General features: G+C 62.4%; 16 protein-coding genes. 9 read left to right on the top strand and 7 right to left on the bottom strand.

Annotated elements, in window-relative coordinates:
- Window positions 1-61 precede the first annotated feature (61 nt).
- Together BBF93_RS10330 and BBF93_RS10325 are read left to right on the top strand one after the other, a co-directional pair.
- The gene (locus BBF93_RS10330; protein ID WP_114105842.1) at window positions 62-1,024 is read left to right on the top strand and encodes a helix-turn-helix domain-containing protein; all 963 of its coding nucleotides are present in this window, start codon (window positions 62-64) and stop codon (window positions 1,022-1,024) included.
- 74 nt (window positions 1,025-1,098) lie between these two features.
- Window positions 1,099-2,094 carry a hypothetical protein gene (locus BBF93_RS10325; RefSeq protein ID WP_114105841.1) on the top strand — a complete coding sequence of 332 codons (996 nt, stop codon included), beginning with the start codon at window positions 1,099-1,101 and terminating at the stop codon, window positions 2,092-2,094.
- Window positions 2,095-2,168: 74 nt separating this feature from the next.
- On the opposite strand, the gene BBF93_RS10320 is transcribed toward BBF93_RS10325, so the two are convergent.
- The gene (locus BBF93_RS10320) at window positions 2,169-2,540 is read right to left on the bottom strand and encodes a cytochrome c (RefSeq protein ID WP_084324417.1); all 372 of its coding nucleotides are present in this window, start codon (window positions 2,538-2,540) and stop codon (window positions 2,169-2,171) included.
- A gap of 223 nt (window positions 2,541-2,763) precedes the next feature.
- Between BBF93_RS10320 and BBF93_RS10315 the strand changes: the two genes are divergently transcribed.
- From BBF93_RS10315 to BBF93_RS10305, 3 genes are all read left to right on the top strand, one after another.
- Complete coding sequence (locus BBF93_RS10315; RefSeq protein WP_114105840.1) at window positions 2,764-3,405, top strand: TetR family transcriptional regulator; 642 nt, start codon at window positions 2,764-2,766, stop codon at window positions 3,403-3,405.
- 99 nt (window positions 3,406-3,504) lie between these two features.
- On the top strand, window positions 3,505-4,323 hold the full coding sequence (locus tag BBF93_RS10310) for a MipA/OmpV family protein (RefSeq protein ID WP_162786506.1): 819 nt from the start codon (window positions 3,505-3,507) through the stop codon (window positions 4,321-4,323).
- Between the two features lie 50 nt (window positions 4,324-4,373).
- Window positions 4,374-4,922 carry a lipocalin family protein gene (locus BBF93_RS10305; protein ID WP_114107049.1) on the top strand — a complete coding sequence of 183 codons (549 nt, stop codon included), beginning with the start codon at window positions 4,374-4,376 and terminating at the stop codon, window positions 4,920-4,922.
- Between the two features lie 14 nt (window positions 4,923-4,936).
- Here BBF93_RS10305 and hutU read toward each other — a convergent pair whose 3' ends face one another.
- The 4 genes from hutU to hutI are packed head-to-tail and all read right to left on the bottom strand — an operon-like array spanning window position 4,937 to window position 10,171.
- Window positions 4,937-6,604 carry a urocanate hydratase gene (gene hutU, locus BBF93_RS10300; protein ID WP_114105838.1) on the bottom strand — a complete coding sequence of 556 codons (1,668 nt, stop codon included), beginning with the start codon at window positions 6,602-6,604 and terminating at the stop codon, window positions 4,937-4,939.
- An 8-nt stretch (window positions 6,605-6,612) separates the two neighbouring features.
- Window positions 6,613-7,431, bottom strand: coding sequence for an N-formylglutamate deformylase (gene hutG / locus BBF93_RS10295; protein WP_114105837.1), 819 nt, complete (start codon window positions 7,429-7,431; stop codon window positions 6,613-6,615).
- On the bottom strand, window positions 7,428-8,969 hold the full coding sequence (gene hutH, locus BBF93_RS10290) for a histidine ammonia-lyase (RefSeq protein WP_114105836.1): 1,542 nt from the start codon (window positions 8,967-8,969) through the stop codon (window positions 7,428-7,430). The genes hutG and hutH overlap by 4 nt, the downstream gene beginning before the upstream one ends.
- A complete protein-coding gene (gene hutI, locus BBF93_RS10285) occupies window positions 8,966-10,171 on the bottom strand; it encodes an imidazolonepropionase (protein WP_114105835.1) in 1,206 nt (401 codons plus the stop codon). Before hutI ends, hutH begins: the two co-directional genes overlap by 4 nt.
- Before the next feature lie 77 nt (window positions 10,172-10,248).
- Here hutI and BBF93_RS10280 point away from each other — a divergent pair, with 77 nt between their 5' ends.
- The 4 genes from BBF93_RS10280 (at window position 10,249) to BBF93_RS10265 (ending at window position 14,330) form a co-directional block, all read left to right on the top strand.
- Complete coding sequence (locus BBF93_RS10280; RefSeq protein WP_114105834.1) at window positions 10,249-11,619, top strand: formimidoylglutamate deiminase; 1,371 nt, start codon at window positions 10,249-10,251, stop codon at window positions 11,617-11,619.
- A 44-nt stretch (window positions 11,620-11,663) separates the two neighbouring features.
- Entirely contained in the window at window positions 11,664-12,386 is a 723-nt protein-coding gene (locus BBF93_RS10275) for a UTRA domain-containing protein (protein WP_114105833.1), read from the top strand.
- A 102-nt stretch (window positions 12,387-12,488) separates the two neighbouring features.
- On the top strand, window positions 12,489-13,529 hold the full coding sequence (locus BBF93_RS10270) for a hypothetical protein (RefSeq protein ID WP_035601588.1): 1,041 nt from the start codon (window positions 12,489-12,491) through the stop codon (window positions 13,527-13,529).
- Window positions 13,530-13,538: 9 nt separating this feature from the next.
- On the top strand, window positions 13,539-14,330 hold the full coding sequence (locus BBF93_RS10265; protein ID WP_114105832.1) for a glutathione S-transferase family protein: 792 nt from the start codon (window positions 13,539-13,541) through the stop codon (window positions 14,328-14,330).
- Window positions 14,331-14,390: 60 nt separating this feature from the next.
- Here the strand turns inward: BBF93_RS10265 and BBF93_RS10260 are convergent, their stop codons facing one another.
- Complete coding sequence (locus BBF93_RS10260; protein ID WP_051612761.1) at window positions 14,391-15,725, bottom strand: MFS transporter; 1,335 nt, start codon at window positions 15,723-15,725, stop codon at window positions 14,391-14,393.
- Window positions 15,726-15,854: 129 nt separating this feature from the next.
- The gene (locus BBF93_RS10255) at window positions 15,855-18,182 is read right to left on the bottom strand and encodes a TonB-dependent receptor (RefSeq protein ID WP_162786505.1); all 2,328 of its coding nucleotides are present in this window, start codon (window positions 18,180-18,182) and stop codon (window positions 15,855-15,857) included.
- Between the last annotated feature and the right edge of the window lie 4 nt (window positions 18,183-18,186).

Genomic DNA, 18,186 nt, shown 5'->3' with positions numbered 1-18,186 from the left:
CTTCTGGCGGGGAATGGCATACCGATAAGCGCAGTATCCGCTTGCAAGGAGCGTTTATCCCATGGCGCTGCTGAGGTTCTCAACAGATCAGGTGCCGGTTGAGCAACGGCGGGATGTCGTCGAGGCGGCTTACGGGGCGCATGTCAGCGGGGCGATCGATTTTCTGGACGAAGCGCCGGTCAGGGCGGCCATGGTGCTTCGCGATGTGGCCAATATTCATATCGCGCGGCTGGAGACACCGCCGGTTCAGATCACCACGAGCCCGGATGATGATGGCACCCTCTATCTCAGCATCACCCAGGCCGGGGGCGGAGTGATTGATGCCAGGGGCGCGGAGCGGCAGGTGCATTCGGGAGACATCAACGTTCTGCGGCGCGAGCGCCGGTGTGTAACGATTGCTGCAGAGCCCAGCCATCTGTTGAATATTGCCATTCCCAAAGCTGTGCTGGTGCCGCGCCTGCGGGCGGGTACTGACAGTCTGCTTCCGACGCATTCGCTGGCTTCCCCCGTGGCGCGCCTGTTGCAGGGGTATGCGATGACGCTGCTCATGGATGAGCGGGCGATCACGCCGGCGGAAGAGGCCTTGTTCTCTGCGCACATCATTGATCTGGCGGCGCTGTTGCTGGGGCCGGGACGCGACGCGGCCGAGCAGGCGAAACAGCAGGGCGTGCGGGCCGCGCGCCGGCAGGCGATCAAGGCGGATGTGGCAGTGCATCTGAGCGAGCCGGAGCTGTCGCTCGACTGGATCGCGCGCCGCCACGGCCTGTCAGTGCCTTATATCCGCGCGCTTTTTTATGATGAGGGCTCGAGCTTTACCGATCATGTCATGCACGCGCGGCTCGACCATGTGCGGGCGCTTCTGCTGGACCCTAAGCTGTCCGGGCGGACGATTGCGGCGCTGGCTCTGATGGCGGGGTTTGGGGATATTTCCTGGTTCAATCAGGTATTCCGGCGCCGTTTCGGCATGACACCCTCTGACATGCGGGCGTCAAAGCCGGGCGACCCAGTATCCCAAAACCCATAGACTGCCCCCAAGACGGCGCCGCCTGGCTGGCGCAAACATTCCCTGCTCCACAATGGAAAAGGGAAGCCCACCTGATGCTCCAATCCTTGCGTACCGCCTTGCTGGTGGCCAGCTGCGCGCTGGCTGCGCTTCCGGCTCTCAGCCAGGAGATTGTTCCGGCAGGCACGAAGGCGGTTCTGACCGTCGAGTATGAGTATGTCTCCGCCGGGGAGCGGAAGGACAAGTATGACACCAACACCTGGTCGATCCGCCGGGTGGCGACGGTGACTGCCACGCTGAAGGCCGAGAAGCCCATGACGATGCCGGCTCTGCACAAGATGGAGCAGGCACAGGTGGCAGACCTGGAGAACAAGCAAGCAGCAGCGGCCCGCGCGGCAGGGGCCATGCAGCCGATGATGAATGATGTGATGGCGCTGATGGCCAAGTGCGGCGAGGACGAAGCCTGCCTGGAACGCGAAGTGGCGGCCTATGGCATGGGCAATAGCGAAGAGATCAACAAGACCCGTGGACAGGTGGCGCCTGACTTTGCCACCGCGGCCCAGCAAGGCCCCAACCGCTATCAGATGTGGGGCGCCACGGGCCGCCAGACCGGCACTTACGAGATTGCCGAGAAGTTCAAATATATCGATGCGGACCCGATCTGCATGTCGCGGCCCGGTCAGCGGTGCACGACCACGGTTGAGCGGATTGGCAAAGGGCAGATCCCGCTGCCGCCAGACATGAAGCCGACCGACAAGCGGGTGGCCGGGGCCTCGATGCTGGAGGTGGACAGCGCCGGCAAGACCATGATCCTGCAACTGCCTGTTCCGATGATGGTGCTGGCCTTTGACGAGCAGACGATTTCCGATGACCCGGAAACGACGAATGGCACCGAGAAGAAACAGATCAGCTTTCCGCCCTATAAGGACGTGACCAAGCCGATCACCCTGCCGTTGACCGGTAGCCTGATCGGCAAATCCGGCCGGGAGACCATCAAGGTCAAGGGCTCGTCCAATGACAGCCGCACGCTCGATCCGACGGCGGGCGAGGATGGCGAACTGGTGATCCGGTGGAGCTTCAAGGCCGGATAACGAACTGGCGTGGGGGGAATGGCACGTGAGAGAGTCCGGCAGGCGCGGGGGGACCGTTCCTGCCGGATGATGCCTTATTTCGCCTGGATGGACTCCAGATAAACGATCAGCTGTTCCACCTGATCGGCCTCGAGCTGAAATTCCGGCATATCCTCATGGCCAACGGCGATCCCTTCGGCGAGGGCCTCTTCCAGAAGGCGGACAGGATATTTTTCCGAAAGCGTGCGGAAGGGTGGGGCATCGGCATGGGGGCTTTGCCCTTCAATGCCAATGGCATGGCACCCCGCGCACAGGGTTTCAGCGATCTGGCGGCCGGGCATCGTCGCGCTTGCTTCTGACGCGGCAGGCGCTTCCCCAGCCTCTCTGGAACAGCCCGCCAGAAGGCCGAAGCCTGCCAGGAGAAGGACACTGCCTGCCGCCGCCGTTTTCAGAATGTAGCCTGCCATCTGGCCCGACTCCCTTGGTGATTTTTGCGCAGGGTCGTTTGGGGCTGGCTCGCTGTCAACTCAGGGATATGCACATAGGTGGGCGCCGGTTTCAGCCGCAGGCGGATCGATTTTCCCGCATCGGCCATGCCTGCCGCCCTGCAGGTGGCCGGCCAGACCCCGATGCTTGCGCCTCCTGGGCTTTTCGTTCATCAAGTAGCGCGAAGTGAGGGGTGGTATGTAAATGGCCGGCACACCGGAGAACATTGAATTGGTGGATGCCGTTGCGGAACGCTCAGGGCGCGAAATGCTGCTGGAGGCCGCCGGGGAGCTGATGTCGGAAATCGGCTCCATCGATGTTTCGCTCCACCAGATTGCCAAGCGCGCGGGCGTGACGGCGCCGCTGGTGAAATACCATTTCGGCTCCAAGGATGGGCTGCTGTTGGCGCTGGCGCAGCGCGATACGGCCCAGTCCATCAAGCAGCTGACCGAATTGATGGCGATGAACCTGGACCCGGCAACCAAGCTGCGGGTGCATATTCAGGGGATCATCCGCACCTATTCGCGCTTTCCCTATCTCAACCGCCTGCTGGAGCATTTCCTGGATGATCCGGAGGCCGAAGGCACGCGGCAGATCTGGTCCAGCTTCCTCCTGCCGCTGATCGAGGCGCAGAAGCAGATCATCACCGCCGGCATCGCCACAGGGCAGTTCCGGGAGGTCGATTACAAATACGTCTATTTCCTCATCAATGGCGCCTGCCAGTATATTTTCTCCACCCGCATCACGCTGCGCGAGATGATCGGGGAAAAGAAAGTGGGGCAGGAACTGGCGCGTGAATATGCCGCCTTTGCGGCTGAGACCGTGCTGCGCGGCATCGCGAAATAGCCGCACCGGCCCCGAACGGGCAGCACATCTAAAAGCTGTGCATCCGCCTGATCCAGTCGCCTGTCTGCGCCGTAAAGCGAGCCAGATATGGAGGGTTTATTGGTTCGCATTTTTATCTCGGGTGCAGCCGCCGCTACCATTGCCGGCATGACCTCCGCGCAGGCACAACCCGCGCCGGAGGGCTGGGCGCTGACATTGGGCACGGGCGGGCTTTATTCTCCGTCATATGAGGGGGACGATGATTACAGCCTCAAACTGCTGCCGAATGTTCAGCTGAAATATGGCGACCGTTTCTTTGCCTCTGTGCAGGAGGGGATTGGCTCTAACCTGGTGAAGACGGAGGGTTTGCGCGCCGGACCGATTGGCCGCATCCGCTTTTCCCGCGACGAAAGCGGCGACCAGACATTTTCCCTGAGCGGGGGCAAGACAGATGATCTCCGCGGGCTGGGCAATGTGGATACCAGCATCGAGCTCGGCGGATTTGTTGACTACACGCTGGGGGGTGTGAAGCTGAGCGCGGAATTGCGGCAGGCAATTTCCGGGCATGACGGGCTGGTGGCCGATATGGGGGCACGCTGGAGTGGGGTTTGGGCCGGGTTCGGGGCGCCGTTGATCTGGTCTGCCGGACCACGCCTGCGCCTGGTGGATGATCAGTATACATCGACATATTTCGGCGTGACGTCAGCGCAGGCATTTGCCTCCGGCCTGCCGCAATATGAGGCGGGCGGCGGTTTGCATTCCTATGGCGTGGGCGCGACAGCCATTCTTCCTCTGAGCCGTGACGGCGCATGGAGCGCTGTTTTCCTGGCGGGCTATGACCGGCTCTCTGGCGATGCGGCGGACGCGCCTCTGGTTCGCCTTCGCGGTGATGAGGATCAGGCAACTTTCGGCGCGTTCATTAGTTATACGCTCCAGTGAGGGGGCGGAGCCCCCCACTCATGCTTTTCCCAAAAGGAATGGAGACAGATATGAAACTCGGATATGCGCTGATGCCGCTTTCTGCGCTTCTGCTGGGCGCGTGCATGTCGCAGCCGGATTATCGGCAGACGAGCGCGGAACTGCCGACTGTGGCTTCCGTGGACCTCGACCGCTATGTGGGCAAATGGCATGAGATCGCGCGCTATCCCAACTGGTTCGAGCGTGGCTGTGTTACGGCCATGGCTGAATATGCTCAGCTGCCGGACGGCAAGATTTCGGTGAAGAATTCCTGCACCAAGGAAGATGGCGATATTGACGTTGCTGAGGGCAAGGCGCGGGTGGTGGACGGATCAAACGGGGCGAAGCTGAAGGTGAAGTTTGCGCCTTCCTGGGTGCCGTTTGCTGAGGGCGACTATTGGGTGCTTCATCTGGAGCCGGATTATTCAGCGGTTCTGGTGGGAGCGCCGAGCGGGAAGTATCTGTGGATCCTGGCGCGAGATCCCGAGCCACCGAAAGCAACACTCGACCGTATCCTGAAGAAAGCCGAAGAACTAGGCTTTGAGACCGAGCCTCTGGTGTATGCGGGCAACCCGGCTTGAACCATGTGACCTGCTCAGCCTTTGAGGCTGGGCAGGTCCAGGCCGTTCTGACGGGCGCAGTCTATGGCGATGTCATAGCCGGCATCGGCATGGCGCATGACGCCGCTGGCCGGGTCATTCCACAGCACACGCTCAATACGCCGGGCGGCGGCTTCCGTGCCGTCGCAGCAGATGACCATGCCGGCGTGCTGGGAATAGCCCATGCCGACGCCGCCGCCATGATGGAGGGATACCCAGGTAGCGCCCGAGGCGCAGTTGAGCAGGGCGTTCAGGAGCGGCCAGTCGGAGACCGCATCGGAGCCATCCTGCATGGCCTCGGTTTCCCGGTTGGGCGAGGCGACGGAGCCGGAATCCAGGTGGTCGCGCCCGATGACAATGGGGGCCTTGAGCTCCCCGCTCGCCACCATCTCGTTGAAAGCGAGGCCAAGGCGGTGGCGATCCCCCAGGCCCAACCAGCAGATGCGCGCGGGCAGGCCCTGGAATTTGATCCGTTCACGGGCCATGTCCAGCCAGTTATGAAGGTGGGGATTTCCGGGAATCAACTCCTTCACCTTCTGGTCCGTCTTGTAGATGTCTTCCGGATCGCCCGAAAGCGCCGCCCAGCGAAATGGGCCAATGCCCCGGCAGAAAAGCGGGCGGATATAGGCAGGCACAAAGCCGGGGAAGGCGAAGGCATCGGCCACGCCTTCATCCAGGGCAACTTGGCGAATGTTGTTGCCGTAATCGACCGTCGGTACGCCTCGCTTCTGAAATTCCAGCATGGCGCGAACATGTTTGGCCATCGAGGCGCGGGCGGCCTTTTCCACAGTCTTGGGATCGCTGATGCGGCGGGACTTCCATTGTTCCACGCTCCAACCTTCAGGCAGGTATCCGTTGATGGGGTCATGGGCAGAGGTCTGATCGGTCAACAGGTCCGGCAGGCGGCCAAGCTCCAGAATTTTCGGGAGAATTTCGCAGGCATTGCCCAGTAGGCCTACGGATTTCGGCGTTCCGGAAGCGCAGCTCTCGTCAATCATCGCGAGAGCTTTTTCAAGGTCATCCGTCCACGCATCGAGATATCCTGTGCGTATCCGCATCTCGATGCTGGAAAGCTGGCATTCTATGGCGAGGCAGGCGGCGCCCGCAAAAACAGATGCCAGCGGCTGGGCCCCGCCCATACCGCCGAGCCCGGCAGTGAGCAGCCATTTGCCTTTCAAGTTTCCGCCATAATGCTGACGGCCCATCTCGGCGAAGGTTTCATACGTTCCCTGAACGATGCCTTGTGCGCCAATATAGATCCAGCTCCCAGCCGTCATCTGGCCGTACATCATCAGGCCCTTGCGGTCGAGGTCGTTGAAATTGTCCCAGTTGGCCCATTTGGGAACGAGGTTGGAGTTTGCGAGTAGCACGCGGGGCGCGTCGCTATGTGTGCGGAAGACGCCGACGGGCTTGCCGGACTGGACGAGGAGGGTTTCGTCATCTTTGAGGCGTTTCAGAGTCGAAACGATTGACTCATAGGCTTCCCAATTTCGTGCCGCGCGGCCAATGCCGCCATAGACGACAAGATCTTCGGGGCGTTCGGCCACGTCTGGATCGAGATTGTTCATCAGCATCCGGAGGGGCGCTTCCGTAAGCCAGCTTTGCGCGTTGAGCTTTGTGCCCCGAGGCGCGCGGATTTCGCGGATATTTGCAGGATAGGGCATGGGGCTCCTCAGGGTGTTTCGGCGAAGGCGAGGCAGGCAGCGAGCACCTGGCGCAGGGTTTCGGTTATCGGGGCGGCATAATCGGCCTCGAAAGGGACGGGCCAGTCAGCATCTGCGACCTGGCCGATTGGTTCGCGCAGATAGCCGCGGCAGGATAGCTCCATCTGGATGGCATGGACGCCGCTGGCGGGCACCCCGTGATGACGCACGGTCCATCCGCCGCGGAAACGCCCGTCCAGAACGGTGGGCTGGCCAGAGGCGGCGCAGAGGCCGGTAACTTTTTCGGCGAGCGCCGGCGCACAGGTGGTCTGATAATTGGTGCCGACATTGAATACCGGCAGGAGTCCCTCAAACAGATCCGGAATCTGTGAACGGATGGAGTGAGCATCATAAAGGACGACCTTGCCATGAGCGGCGCGCAGGCGGGTGATCTGGTCTTCTATCGCGTGGTGATAGGGGGTGTGGAAGGCGGCGCGGCGGCGGGCAATTTCAGCCTCGCCGGGTTCTTGTGTCGATTTGTAGAGCGGCACGCCATCAAAGGTCGTCAGGGGGCAGAGGGTAGTGGTGTTCTGGCCCGGATAGAGCGAAGCGCCTGAAGGATCGCGGTTCACATCGATGACAGAACGGGAGATGGCCGTGTGAATGAGGGTGGCGCCCATCTCCGCCGCGAAGGCATAGAGTTGGTCTACCCACCAGTCAGTATCGCGCCGGGCGCGCTGCGGCGAAACGAAATGTCCGGCAATGTCCGCCGGCAGGGTTGTACCTGTATGCGGGAAAGTGACGATGAGGGGACGGGCGCCCTCTCGGATGGTGAGCCAGCCGGTCATGCGTCTGCCTCCAGCGAGGGCAGCTCCATCTGCACGCTGCGGAGGGCCGCGCCGCTGCGGATGAGGCAGGTGGCAGTCTCGATATCCGGATGCATGAGGCGGTCATGATCCAGCGGCGCCACTCTGGACCGGATGAGCGCGCGCACGGATTCAAGTGCGATACTGGATTTCAGCGGCGCATGGAAATCGCACGCCTGCGCAGCGGCGATAAGCTCGATGCCCAGCACATAGTCCACATTCTTCGCCATTTTCAGGAGGCGGCGGGCGCCATGGGCGGCCATGGACACATGATCTTCCTGATTGGCGGAGGTGGGGATGGAGTCGACACTGGCGGGATAGGCCATCTGTTTGTTTTCGGAGACGAGGGCGGCGGCGGTGACCTGCGGGATCATGAAGCCGGAGTTGAGGCCCGGCTGGGGCGTGAGGAAAGCGGGCACACCGGAGAGGGCAGGATCGACCAGCATGGCAATGCGCCGCTCCGCGATGGAGCCGATCTCGCAGAGGGCCATGGCGATCATATCGGCGGCAAAGGCGACGGGCTCGGCATGGAAATTCCCGCCGGAGAGGGCTTCGTCCGTCTCCGGAAAGATCAGCGGATTGTCGGAGACGCCGTTGGCCTCGGTCAGCAGCGTATCGGCGGCCTGGCGCAGCAGGGTGAGCGCGGCGCCGGCGACCTGGGGCTGGCAGCGGATGCAGTAAGGATCCTGAACGCGGGTGTCGTTTTCGAGATGCGAGGCACGGATGGCAGAGCCAGCCATGAGCGCCCGCAATGTGGCGGCGCAGTCGATCTGGCCCTGATGGCCACGCAACTGGTGGATGCGGGCATCGAAGGGCGCGTCTGAGCCCTTGGCCGCCTCGGCGGAGAGCGCGCCGGTGACGAGGGAGGATTGCAGGATACGCTCTGCCTCGAAGAGACCCGCGAGCGCGCAGGCGGTGGAGAATTGCGTGCCGTTGAGCAGGGCTAGGCCTTCCTTGGCGGCGAGCGCAACTAGAGGCGTAAGGCCGGCTTTGGCAAAGCCGGCTTCGGCGCTCATCCGCTCGCCGCTCAGAAACACCTCCCCGACGCCGATCATGGCGCAGGCCATGTGGGCGAGCGGGGCGAGATCTCCCGAGGCGCCGACCGAACCTTGCGCGGGGATGAGGGGCAGCAGGTCTGCCGCGAGCATCGCTTCCATCAGGGCGATGGTTTCCGGGCGCACTCCCGAGGCGCCGCGGCCCAGATTGGTCATCTTGAGGGCCATCATCAGGCGGACGATACCGGCCGGGGAGGGCTCGCCCACGCCGGCAGCGTGAGAGAGGACGATGTTGCGCTGAAGAGTTTCAAGCTGGTCGTCCGGAATGCGGACGGCGGCGAGCTTTCCGAAGCCGGTATTGATGCCGTAGACGGGATTGCCCTTGGCCAGGATACGCGCGACGGCGGCGGCGCTGGCCGCGACGGCATCCCGGCATTCCGCCGAGAGGCGGGGGGCAGCGCCAAGCCACACGGCGCGCCAATAGCTGAGCGGCACGGCGCCGGGTGTCAGGGTGATGTCGCTCATTGACCCCTCCAGATGCGGGCGTGAAGCCGGTTGAGGCCCATATTGCTGACGAGTTCTGCCGGGCGCTCGATGTCCCAGATGCTCAGATTGCAGAGTTTCCCGGCCTCGAGTGTTCCGGTTTCTTTCTGAAGGCCGAGCGCGCGGGCGGCGTGGCGTGTGGTGCCAAGAAGGCATTCCTCGACCGTCATGCGGAAGAGCGTGGTGCCCATGTTCATGGCGAGGAGAAGGGAGGTGAGCGGAGAAGTGCCGGGGTTGCAGTCAGTTGAAATTGCAAGGGAAATGCCTGCCTTGCGCAATGCTTCCAGAGGTGGGGCATGGGTGTCGCGCAGGAAATAGTAGGCGCCCGGCAGCATGACGGCGACCGTGCCTGCCGCCGCCATGGCGGCGATACCGGCCTCATCGAGATATTCCAGATGATCCGCGGACAGCGCGTTGTGGCGGGCAGCGAGGGCGCCCCCTTGAAGATTTGAAAGCTGGTCAGCGTGGAGCTTTACCGCAAGGCCATGCTGGCGCGCGGCGGACAGAACACGGTCTGTCTGCTGCGGCGTGAAGCCGATGGTTTCGCAGAAGGCATCAACCGCGCTGGTGACGCCCGCCTTGGCCGCAGCCGGGATGATCTCGTTGCAGACAAGATCGATGTAGGCATCGGCGCGGCCTTCATATTCGGGCGGCAGAGCATGGGCAGCGAGCAGGGTAGTTTCGATGTCTACCGGGCGGGCCTTGGCGAGCGCGCGGGCGGCACGGAGCTGTTTCAGTTCATGTTCGACACTCAACCCGTATCCGGACTTTATCTCAATTGTGGTGACGCCTTCGCCGATCAGCGCGTCGAGCCGGGGGAGGCTTTCGGTGACGAGCTGGTCTTTACTGGCGATCCGGACTGCGCTGACGGTGGAGCGGATGCCCCCGCCGGCCCGGGCGATTTCCTCATAGCTGGCGCCGGCCAGGCGCAGTTCGAATTCATGCGCGCGGCTGCCTGCCCAGACGAGATGCGTATGGCAATCGATCAGGCCGGGGAGCAGCCAGCGGCCTTCGCAATCGATGACTTCATGCCCGTCTGCCGGGGGCGCCTGATCTTCGGGGCCGGCATAGGTGATCCGCTCTCCCTCGGCGGCGAGCGTGCCCTTCTCGATGATGCCGAGGCCTGGCAGGCCGGGCGACATCGTGGCGAGACGGGCATTCGTCCAGATACGCTTTTTCGGCATCCTCCGCTCCCCGTTGTGCTTGTGCCGATATTCTTTTAATATGTATATACATAATAGAAGGGTCGGAGGGATGTCCAGTGGCCGGGAAATCTTCAGAGCGTCTCTGGTTCGATCACGGGCTGTTGCCATCCGGCTGGGCGAGCGGGGTCGAGATCACGGTCTCGGGCGGGGCGATTGAAAACATTTCTGCAGGTGTGGCGCCTCCTTCGGGAGCTGTTCGAGGGCGGACGGTGTTGCCTGGCCTGCCCAATTTGCATTCCCACGCCTTTCAAAGGGCGATGTCCGGGCTGACAGAAGTGCGCGGAAAGGATCAGGACAGTTTCTGGTCTTGGCGCAGTCTACTCTATCAATTTGCCAGCCGGATTGGGCCGGAGGATATCCGCGCCATAACAGCGATGGCCTATGCCGAGATGCTGGAGGCCGGGTTCACGCGCGTCTGCGAGTTTCACTATCTTCACAACGCCCCTGATGGGCGGCGCTATGACGACCCGGCGGAGATGGCCGGACAGGTCGCGCGCGCTGCAGAAGAGGCGGGCATCGGGCTGACGCTGCTGCCGGTCTTCTATGCCCATTCGGGCTTTGGCGGACAGCCGCCGGCGGAGGGCCAGAAGCGGTTTCTCAGCGATGTGGAAAGCTTTGCCGAGCTGTTGGAGGATGTTGGACAGCATACGGTCAATCAGCATGATTTTGTGCTGGGGATTGCGCCGCACAGCCTGCGCGCGGTGACGCCGTATGAACTGAAAACGCTGCTGATGATGGACAAGGCCGGGCCCGTCCACATCCATATCGCGGAGCAGGAGAAGGAAGCTCAGGATTGCCTTGCCTGGTCTGGCGCGCGGCCTGTGGAGTGGTTGCTGCACAATGCGCCGGTGGATGGGCGCTGGTGCCTTGTGCATGCGACGCATACGAACGACCAGGAAATCCACGGGATAGCCAAAAGCGGGGCGGTGGTGGGCCTTTGCCCCGTAACCGAGGCGAATTTGGGCGACGGGATTTTCGATGGGCGCGCCTTTGTTTCCCATGGTGGATATTATGGTGTTGGCACCGATTCCAATGTGTCGATCAGCGCCGCTGATGAGCTGCGGATGCTGGAATATTCCCAGAGATTCAAGACGCTTTCCCGCAATGTGATGACCGGGGAAGGCTATGCCTCGACGGGGCGATCCCTGTTTGAGCACGCCCTTGCCGGCGGGGGGCGGGCGGCGGGGATTTCTGTTGGATTGGCGCCGGGCCATCCGGCAGATTTCATGGCCATTGACGAGGCCCGCCTGCCGGAAGCGGCGACCGGGGGAAACCGCCTGCTGGATGCCTGGGTGTTCCGGGGAAAAAGCCATTTGATTTCAGATGTGTGGCGGCGCGGGAAGCATGTGGTGGAGGGCGGCCGGCATGTGAACCGCAGCGGCATCGAGGCGCGCTACAAAGCGGTTCTCGGGACGCTCATTTCGTGACATCTGACGGACAAATTCGGACATTTTCGGACAAATCGGGACGCATGCCGGACACGAATGACACCCCATCGGTCAGCGAGCGCATACGGCTGGACCTTGAGCGGCAGATCCTCTCGGGCGGGCTGAAACCCGATGACCGCATCCCGCTCGAACGCGAACTGATGGAGATGTATGGCTGTTCCCGCATGACGGTGAACAAGGCAGTGAGCGAGCTGGTGAGCCGGGGGCTCATCGTGCGGCGCAAGCGGGCTGGCTCGTTCGTGGCGCACCCGCCGAGCGATTCGACCATTCTCGACATTCCGGACATCCGCCTGGATCTGGAACGGAAGGGCTATGCCTACGCCTACCGGCTGTTGCACCGGGCGGTGCGAGCAGCGAAGGGGGCGGAAGAGGTGGCCTTGGCGGGCAAGGGCGGGCGGCTGATCGAGCTGCGCGGCGTTCACCGGGCCGATGGGCAGCCCTTTGGCTATGAGCGCCGATTGGTGAGCCTGGCCGCTGTGCCGGAGATCGAGGCGGAGGATTTTGCCGAGACGCCGCCGGGCACCTGGCTGCTGGGGCATGTGCCGTGGTCTCAGGCCGAGCACCGGATATTTGCGGTGGGGGCCGATGCGGGCATTGCTGCGCATCTGGACATTTCGGAGGGGACGCCCTGCCTGATGCTGGAGCGGCGAACCTGGGCGAACGGCGCGCCGGTGACGCATGTGTGGCAGACTTTCCCCGGCGACCGGCATTCGTTCATCGGCGCGCTGACCCGGCGGCAGGCATAAGGGCTGTTCCGGAGGGGGCGGGGGTCTGACGCGAGGACAGGCTTGTCTCGCGCAAAACGCATGGCAGGTTCGTCTGATAACTGAATATCAGGGGAGTTTGCCATGGCCGCAGCAGCTGAAGGCTACAAGACCATTCTGGCGCCGGAAGACGAGTTCACGCACGATCCGGGGACCGCCGAAAATTACAATGAAAGCATGTATTTCAATGTGTTCGACGCAGGTAAACGGGCGGGCGCATGGTTCCGCCTCGGCAACCGGCCTAACCAGCGTTACGCTGAAATGTCGATGTGCGTGTACTTCCCCGATGGCCGGGTTGGTTTCATGTTTGCGCGGCCGGAGATCAGTGACAATTCACAGATGAACGCGGGCGGCCTGCGGATCGACGTGGTGGAACCGTTCAAGACGCTGAAGGTGACTTATTCCGGCGAGCTGCTGGTGCTGAAGGAGCCGGGGCAGATGGCCGATCCGAAGGTGGCCTTCCGCAACAATCCGCGCCTGCCCTGCAAGATGGAGATGACCTATACCGGCCTCTCGCCAATGTATGGCGGGGAGACGGTAAAAGCCGATGGCACGCCGCTGGAGATCGACCCCGAAAAGTCTTTCGCCAAGGCCCATTACGAGCAGCATTGCGGCGCGAAGGGCTTTATCGAGTGCGGCGGCGAGCGGCTGGAGATTGACGGCTATGGCCTTCGCGACAAATCCTGGGGGCCGCGCCACTGGCAGGCGATTGAATGGTATCGCTGGTGCCCAATGAATTTCGGGCCCGACTTCGGCATGATGTTCAACGTGATGGGCGATGGCAAAGGCGGCGTGCATCAGAGCGGCATGGTGTTCCGCGATGGCATTTATGACCAGATCGTTGCGGCCGAGCTTTCCAGCAACTGGGACGCGAATGAATACCAGACGGACCTTGAAGCAAAGATCCGTACCAAGAGCGGAAAGGAATATGCCGTCAGCGGAAAAGTGCTTTCTCTTATCCCGCTCCGCAACCGGCGGACGGCGCCCGATGGCACAGAGCTGACGACGCGCATCACCGAAGCGATGACCGAGTATCGCTGCGACGGCAAGCTTGGCTATGGCATGAGCGAGTATCTGGATCAGATTGTTGACGGGCGGCCGATGGGCCGGCTTGCCGGATATTGAGGGACTGGGATGGCTGAACTGATCCTTTATGAGCATCCGCTGTCACCTTATGCGCAGAAGGTGAAAATCTCTCTGCGGGAGAAGGACGTGCCATTTGCGGCGCGCCTGCCTGAGGGAATTGGCACCGGCGCCACGGGTGGGGGCTTTGCGAAGGCCAATCCGCGCGGCGAGGTGCCGGCGCTGATCCATGGCGACGTGCAGATTTTCGACAGCACGATCATTCTCGAATACATCGAAGACGTTTGGCCCGAGCCGGCCATGCTGCCCAGAGCGGCGGCCGAGCGTGCTCGTGTGCGGATGATTGAAGACGTGATGGATACCCAGTTCGAGGCGATCACCTGGGGCCTTGGCGAGCTCAATTTCTTCCGCCGTGCGGAGGGGGTACAGAAGGACGCGATGGAAGCGAAGGCCCGTCAGCAGGCGGAGGCATTTTTCGGCGTTCTGGAAGGGTATCTGGGGGACCGGGAATGGTTCAACGGGGATCGCTTCGGTTGGGGTGATCTGAGTGTGGTGCCCTATCTCAATGGCGCGGCAGGCTTTGGCATTCGCCCGGCAGCAGGATCACGCCTGGCTGCCTGGCTGGACCGGGCGAATGCGCGGGAGAGCGTGGCGCAAGCGCAGCGGGAGTCGGTAGCCTCGATCACCGGCATGAACCAGGTGGATCAGGCAGTGAAGGCGGGGCTGTTCAAGCGTCAGTACCGGGATCACCGGCTGGAATGGATGATGAAGACCGGCGGCACGGATATCGTGCTGAAGGGGCTGGAGGCGGGCAATATCCGCTTCACGGGACCGGGGACGTAAAGCAATCAAAAAAGAAACAAGGCCGGGCATTCAGAATTGCCCGGCCTTATTTCTGTTGCCTCAGGTGAGTGCAGCGTCTCGCGCGGCTTTCTCGGCAAGCTCGCGGCGGATGTTGCGGCTGGCAAGCCAGTAGAGCGCGGCCGGAATGACGCCCATGACGCCGGCCACATAGAGCGACCAGCGGACGCTTTCGGCGCCCGCCATAGGGGCGAGGACATCCGACAGAATGCCGAAAAGGAGCGGGCCGAGGCCGAGGCCGATGAGGTTCAGCGTGAACAGCATCAGCGAGACGGCAACCGCGCGGGAGGCCGGGCTGATCAGCAGCTGAACGCAGCCGAAGGTGGGCGCGTAGTAGACGCCCGAAAGCGCCGCTGAGAGCGTCAGCATCGGTATAGCCACCCAGACCGGGCCGATATAGCCGATGAGCAGGATGGGTACCGTGAGCAGCATGGCGACGGCGGGCGCGAGCATATAGTGAGCGGGTTTATCGACGCCGAACTTGTCGGACGTCCAACCGCCGAGCCATGTCCCGAGGATACCGCCGATGCCGGAGCCGACGCCATAGAAGACGCCGACTTGCCAGAGTTCCAGCCCGTGCGAGCGGATAAGGAAGATCCCATTCCAGACGCCTTTGCCATAGCCGAGGAAGGCGACGAAGGAGGCGCCGAGTGTGGCGAAGATGAAGACCTTGGAAGTGAGGACTTCCTGCAGCGTTTCCATGATGGATGAGCGGCGCACCGCCTGGCTGGCCTTGAGGCGGGCGGCAGCTTCGGCCACCGTGCCTGCCTTGCGGGGCTCCTTCACGGCGAACCAGAGAACCAGCGCCAGCAGGATGCCGGGAACACCGGCAACCATGAAGGCGATCCGCCAACCGACGGTATCGGCCAGGACGCCGCCGATGACCATGCCCATGAGCGAGCCGATCGGAATGCCGAGGCCGAAGAAGGCGATGGCGGAGCCGCGCTTTTCGGGCGGGACGGTATCGCCGATGAGCGAATGAGAGGCGGGCGTGCAGCCGGCCTCACCCACGCCCACGCCGATGCGCGCCAGCAGCAGCTGCCAGAAATTCATTGCGAGGCCGCAGAGCACGGTCATGCCCGACCAGATGGCGAGCGAGCCGGCGACGATACCCACGCGGTTTGATTTCGGATTATCCGCCCACCGAGCAATCGGGATGCCGAGGATTGTATAGACCAGCGCGAAGGCGAGGCCGGTCATCAGGCCGATCTGCGTGTCAGACAGGCCCAGATCATTCTTGATCGGCTCAGCGAGAATATTGACGATCTGACGGTCAACAAAATTGAAGGCGTTGACGATGAGGAGCAGCCACAAGGTGGCGCGAACGCGGTTTTGCGGATTGCTGGCAATGCTGGGCGGCAGGAGCGTCTGGGACATCAGGCGGTGTTCCTCTGGGCGTTTCTGTCGGACTTGTGGATAGGCTTATTGCCAGATTTAGAAGTGCGGTCACCCCTTTTCGGAGGGATGACCGCGAGATGTTGCAGCTTACTTTACGTAAGGCATGCCTCAGAAGGAGCCGCGCAGCGTGACCCCGAAGGTGCGCGGGGCGCTCATATAGGCGTTGTTGTCGCCAGATTGGAGCGTGGTCGCGAAGTGGTTCGTGACATAGCGCTTGTCGAATGCGTTCTGCACCCAGCCTTCGAGCGTCCAGCCATTGGCAGACTTCACGCCGAGGTTAAGGTTCAGAAGGCCGAAACCGCCCTGTTCCAGCATGTTCGAGTTGTTGGTGAGGTAACCGCCCGAATACTGCTGGTTGATGCGGCCAACGAGGGAGTAGGTCTCGCTGATCGGCTTGTCGAGTTTCAGCGACACGCTGCCGGAGAACTCCGGGGCAACCGCGAAGCGGCGGCCGGAGAGGACCGGGCCCAGGGAGGCATCTTCGCCGAGCTGGGCTTCGGGCAGGTAAGTCACGGCGGCGTCAAGCGACAGGATGTCGTTGATCTCAAGCGCGCTTTCGACCTCAAGGCCATAGACCTCTGCCGTGCCGGCATTGAGAACCTGGAACTGCGTGCCGACGAAGCGCGCGACCTGCAGGTCGGTCATGTCATTGTAGAAGGCCGAGAAGTTGGCACGGCCGCGGCGATCCCAGAACTGGGTTTTCAGGCCAAGCTCGTAGGCGTTGACGAATTCCGGATCATAGCGCGGATCACCTGGAACAGCGTCCGGGAAGTAATCCGGGTTCTGACGGAAGCCGCCGGCTGCGTTGGCGTCGAGATTGACCCCGCCTGCCTTGAAGCCCCGGTTGTAGCTGGCATAGAGCATCGCATCTTCATTGAAGTGATACTGGATGCCGAGCGTGCCGCTGAAGGCTTCGTCGGTCTTGGACTCGTTGAAGTGGGGCGCGGGTTGAACGCCGAGCACCTTGTACACATCAAGCGGGTTGGGACGGTAGTAGAGGTTCTCGAACTGGCCCTGCTTCTTCTCCTGCGACCAGCGCAGACCGGCGGTGAAGCCCCATTTCTCGTTCAGGCGGCCATCCCACTGGCCGAAGAAAGCGAGGGACTCGTTGTTACCTTCGATGACTTCGACTGAACGCAGACCAGGGGAGGCATCAAAGACGAGGGTGGCAGGGAGGGTGGCAGCATAGACGCGCTGCAGGTCTTGACCCCACCAGCCGGTGCGGCCGGACTTGATGGATTCGTCTGAATAGAAGACGCCGGCCACATAGTTGGCATTGCCTTCCGCGCCGAAGCCATGCTCGCCGGAATAGCTGAATTCCTGCGAGAAGAAGTTGCTCTTGAACTTCTCGTGCAGCAGCAGAAGGTCTGCGCCGGAGAAGTCTGCGTCGGTCGTTTGATCGACTTTATACTGACGAAGCGCTGTGACCGAAGAAAGCTTGCCGGGGCCGATGTCCCAATCCGCCTTCAGGGTGTAGCCAGTGTCCTCGACCAGTTGGTCCGGTGTGTAGTTCAGGACAGACTGATATTCATCCTTGCGGCGGGACGTGGGCACAAGGCCGCGCTCGCGGATGATCTGGTCGACGACATCCTGAATAGGGCCGGGATTGCTGTCCACGGTGCCGAAGCAGCAGTTTTCATCCGAGCGGGCATAGTCTGCGATCAGGCGGATGCGGAAATCATCGGTCGGCTCATACAGGAGCTGGGCCTTGAGGCCGTTGCCGCTGCGTTCGTTGTAGTCTTCGCCCGTGTTGGGGTTTTCGAAGAAGCCGGCGCGGTTTGCGCTGATGGCGGAGATGCGCAGGGCGGCGTTCTCGCCGATTGGGGCGTTGACGGTCACGGTGCCAGTGACGGCTTCGTAATTACCGATGGTGAGCGAGTAGTCACCACCCGTCTCACCGAGGACCGGCATCGAGCTTTCCAGCAGGATGGCGCCAGCGGAGGTGTTCTTGCCGAACAGCGTGCCTTGCGGGCCGCGCAGCACCTGGAGGCTGCCGACATCCAGGAAGTTCTGCAGCGCCGCGCCGGGGCGCGAGCGGTAAACGCCATCAACGAACACGCCGACCGCGCCTTCGAAAGCGCGGCTGGCGCCGGTGGTGCCGATGCCGCGGATCTGGAGGTTGGCTGAGGTGGCGGGGTTGGAGGTGTTGCGGAACGTGACGCTGGGGGAAACGGAGGTAATGTCGCCGATATTCTCGACGCGCGCTTCGGCCATGAATTCGGAATCAACCGACGTGACCGCGATGGCGGTTTCCTGAAGGTTGGTCGCCCGGCGGGTGGCGGTGACGACGACCTGGTTGAGTTTGAGATCGGCTTGGCTGGCTTCTTCCTCTGCGGGCTGCTGCTCGGTCTGGGCGGCAGCAACAGGCGCAAAAAGGGCGGCCAAGGCCAACACGGATGAGCCGGTGAGCAGTGGGCGGCAATTGAGTTTCTTCAAGAGA

The sequence above is a fragment of the Hyphomonas sp. CACIAM 19H1 genome (assembly GCF_003325995.1).
Taxonomy (GTDB): domain Bacteria; phylum Pseudomonadota; class Alphaproteobacteria; order Caulobacterales; family Hyphomonadaceae; genus Hyphomonas; species Hyphomonas polymorpha.
This window is presented reverse-complemented; position numbering and strand designations above follow the sequence as displayed.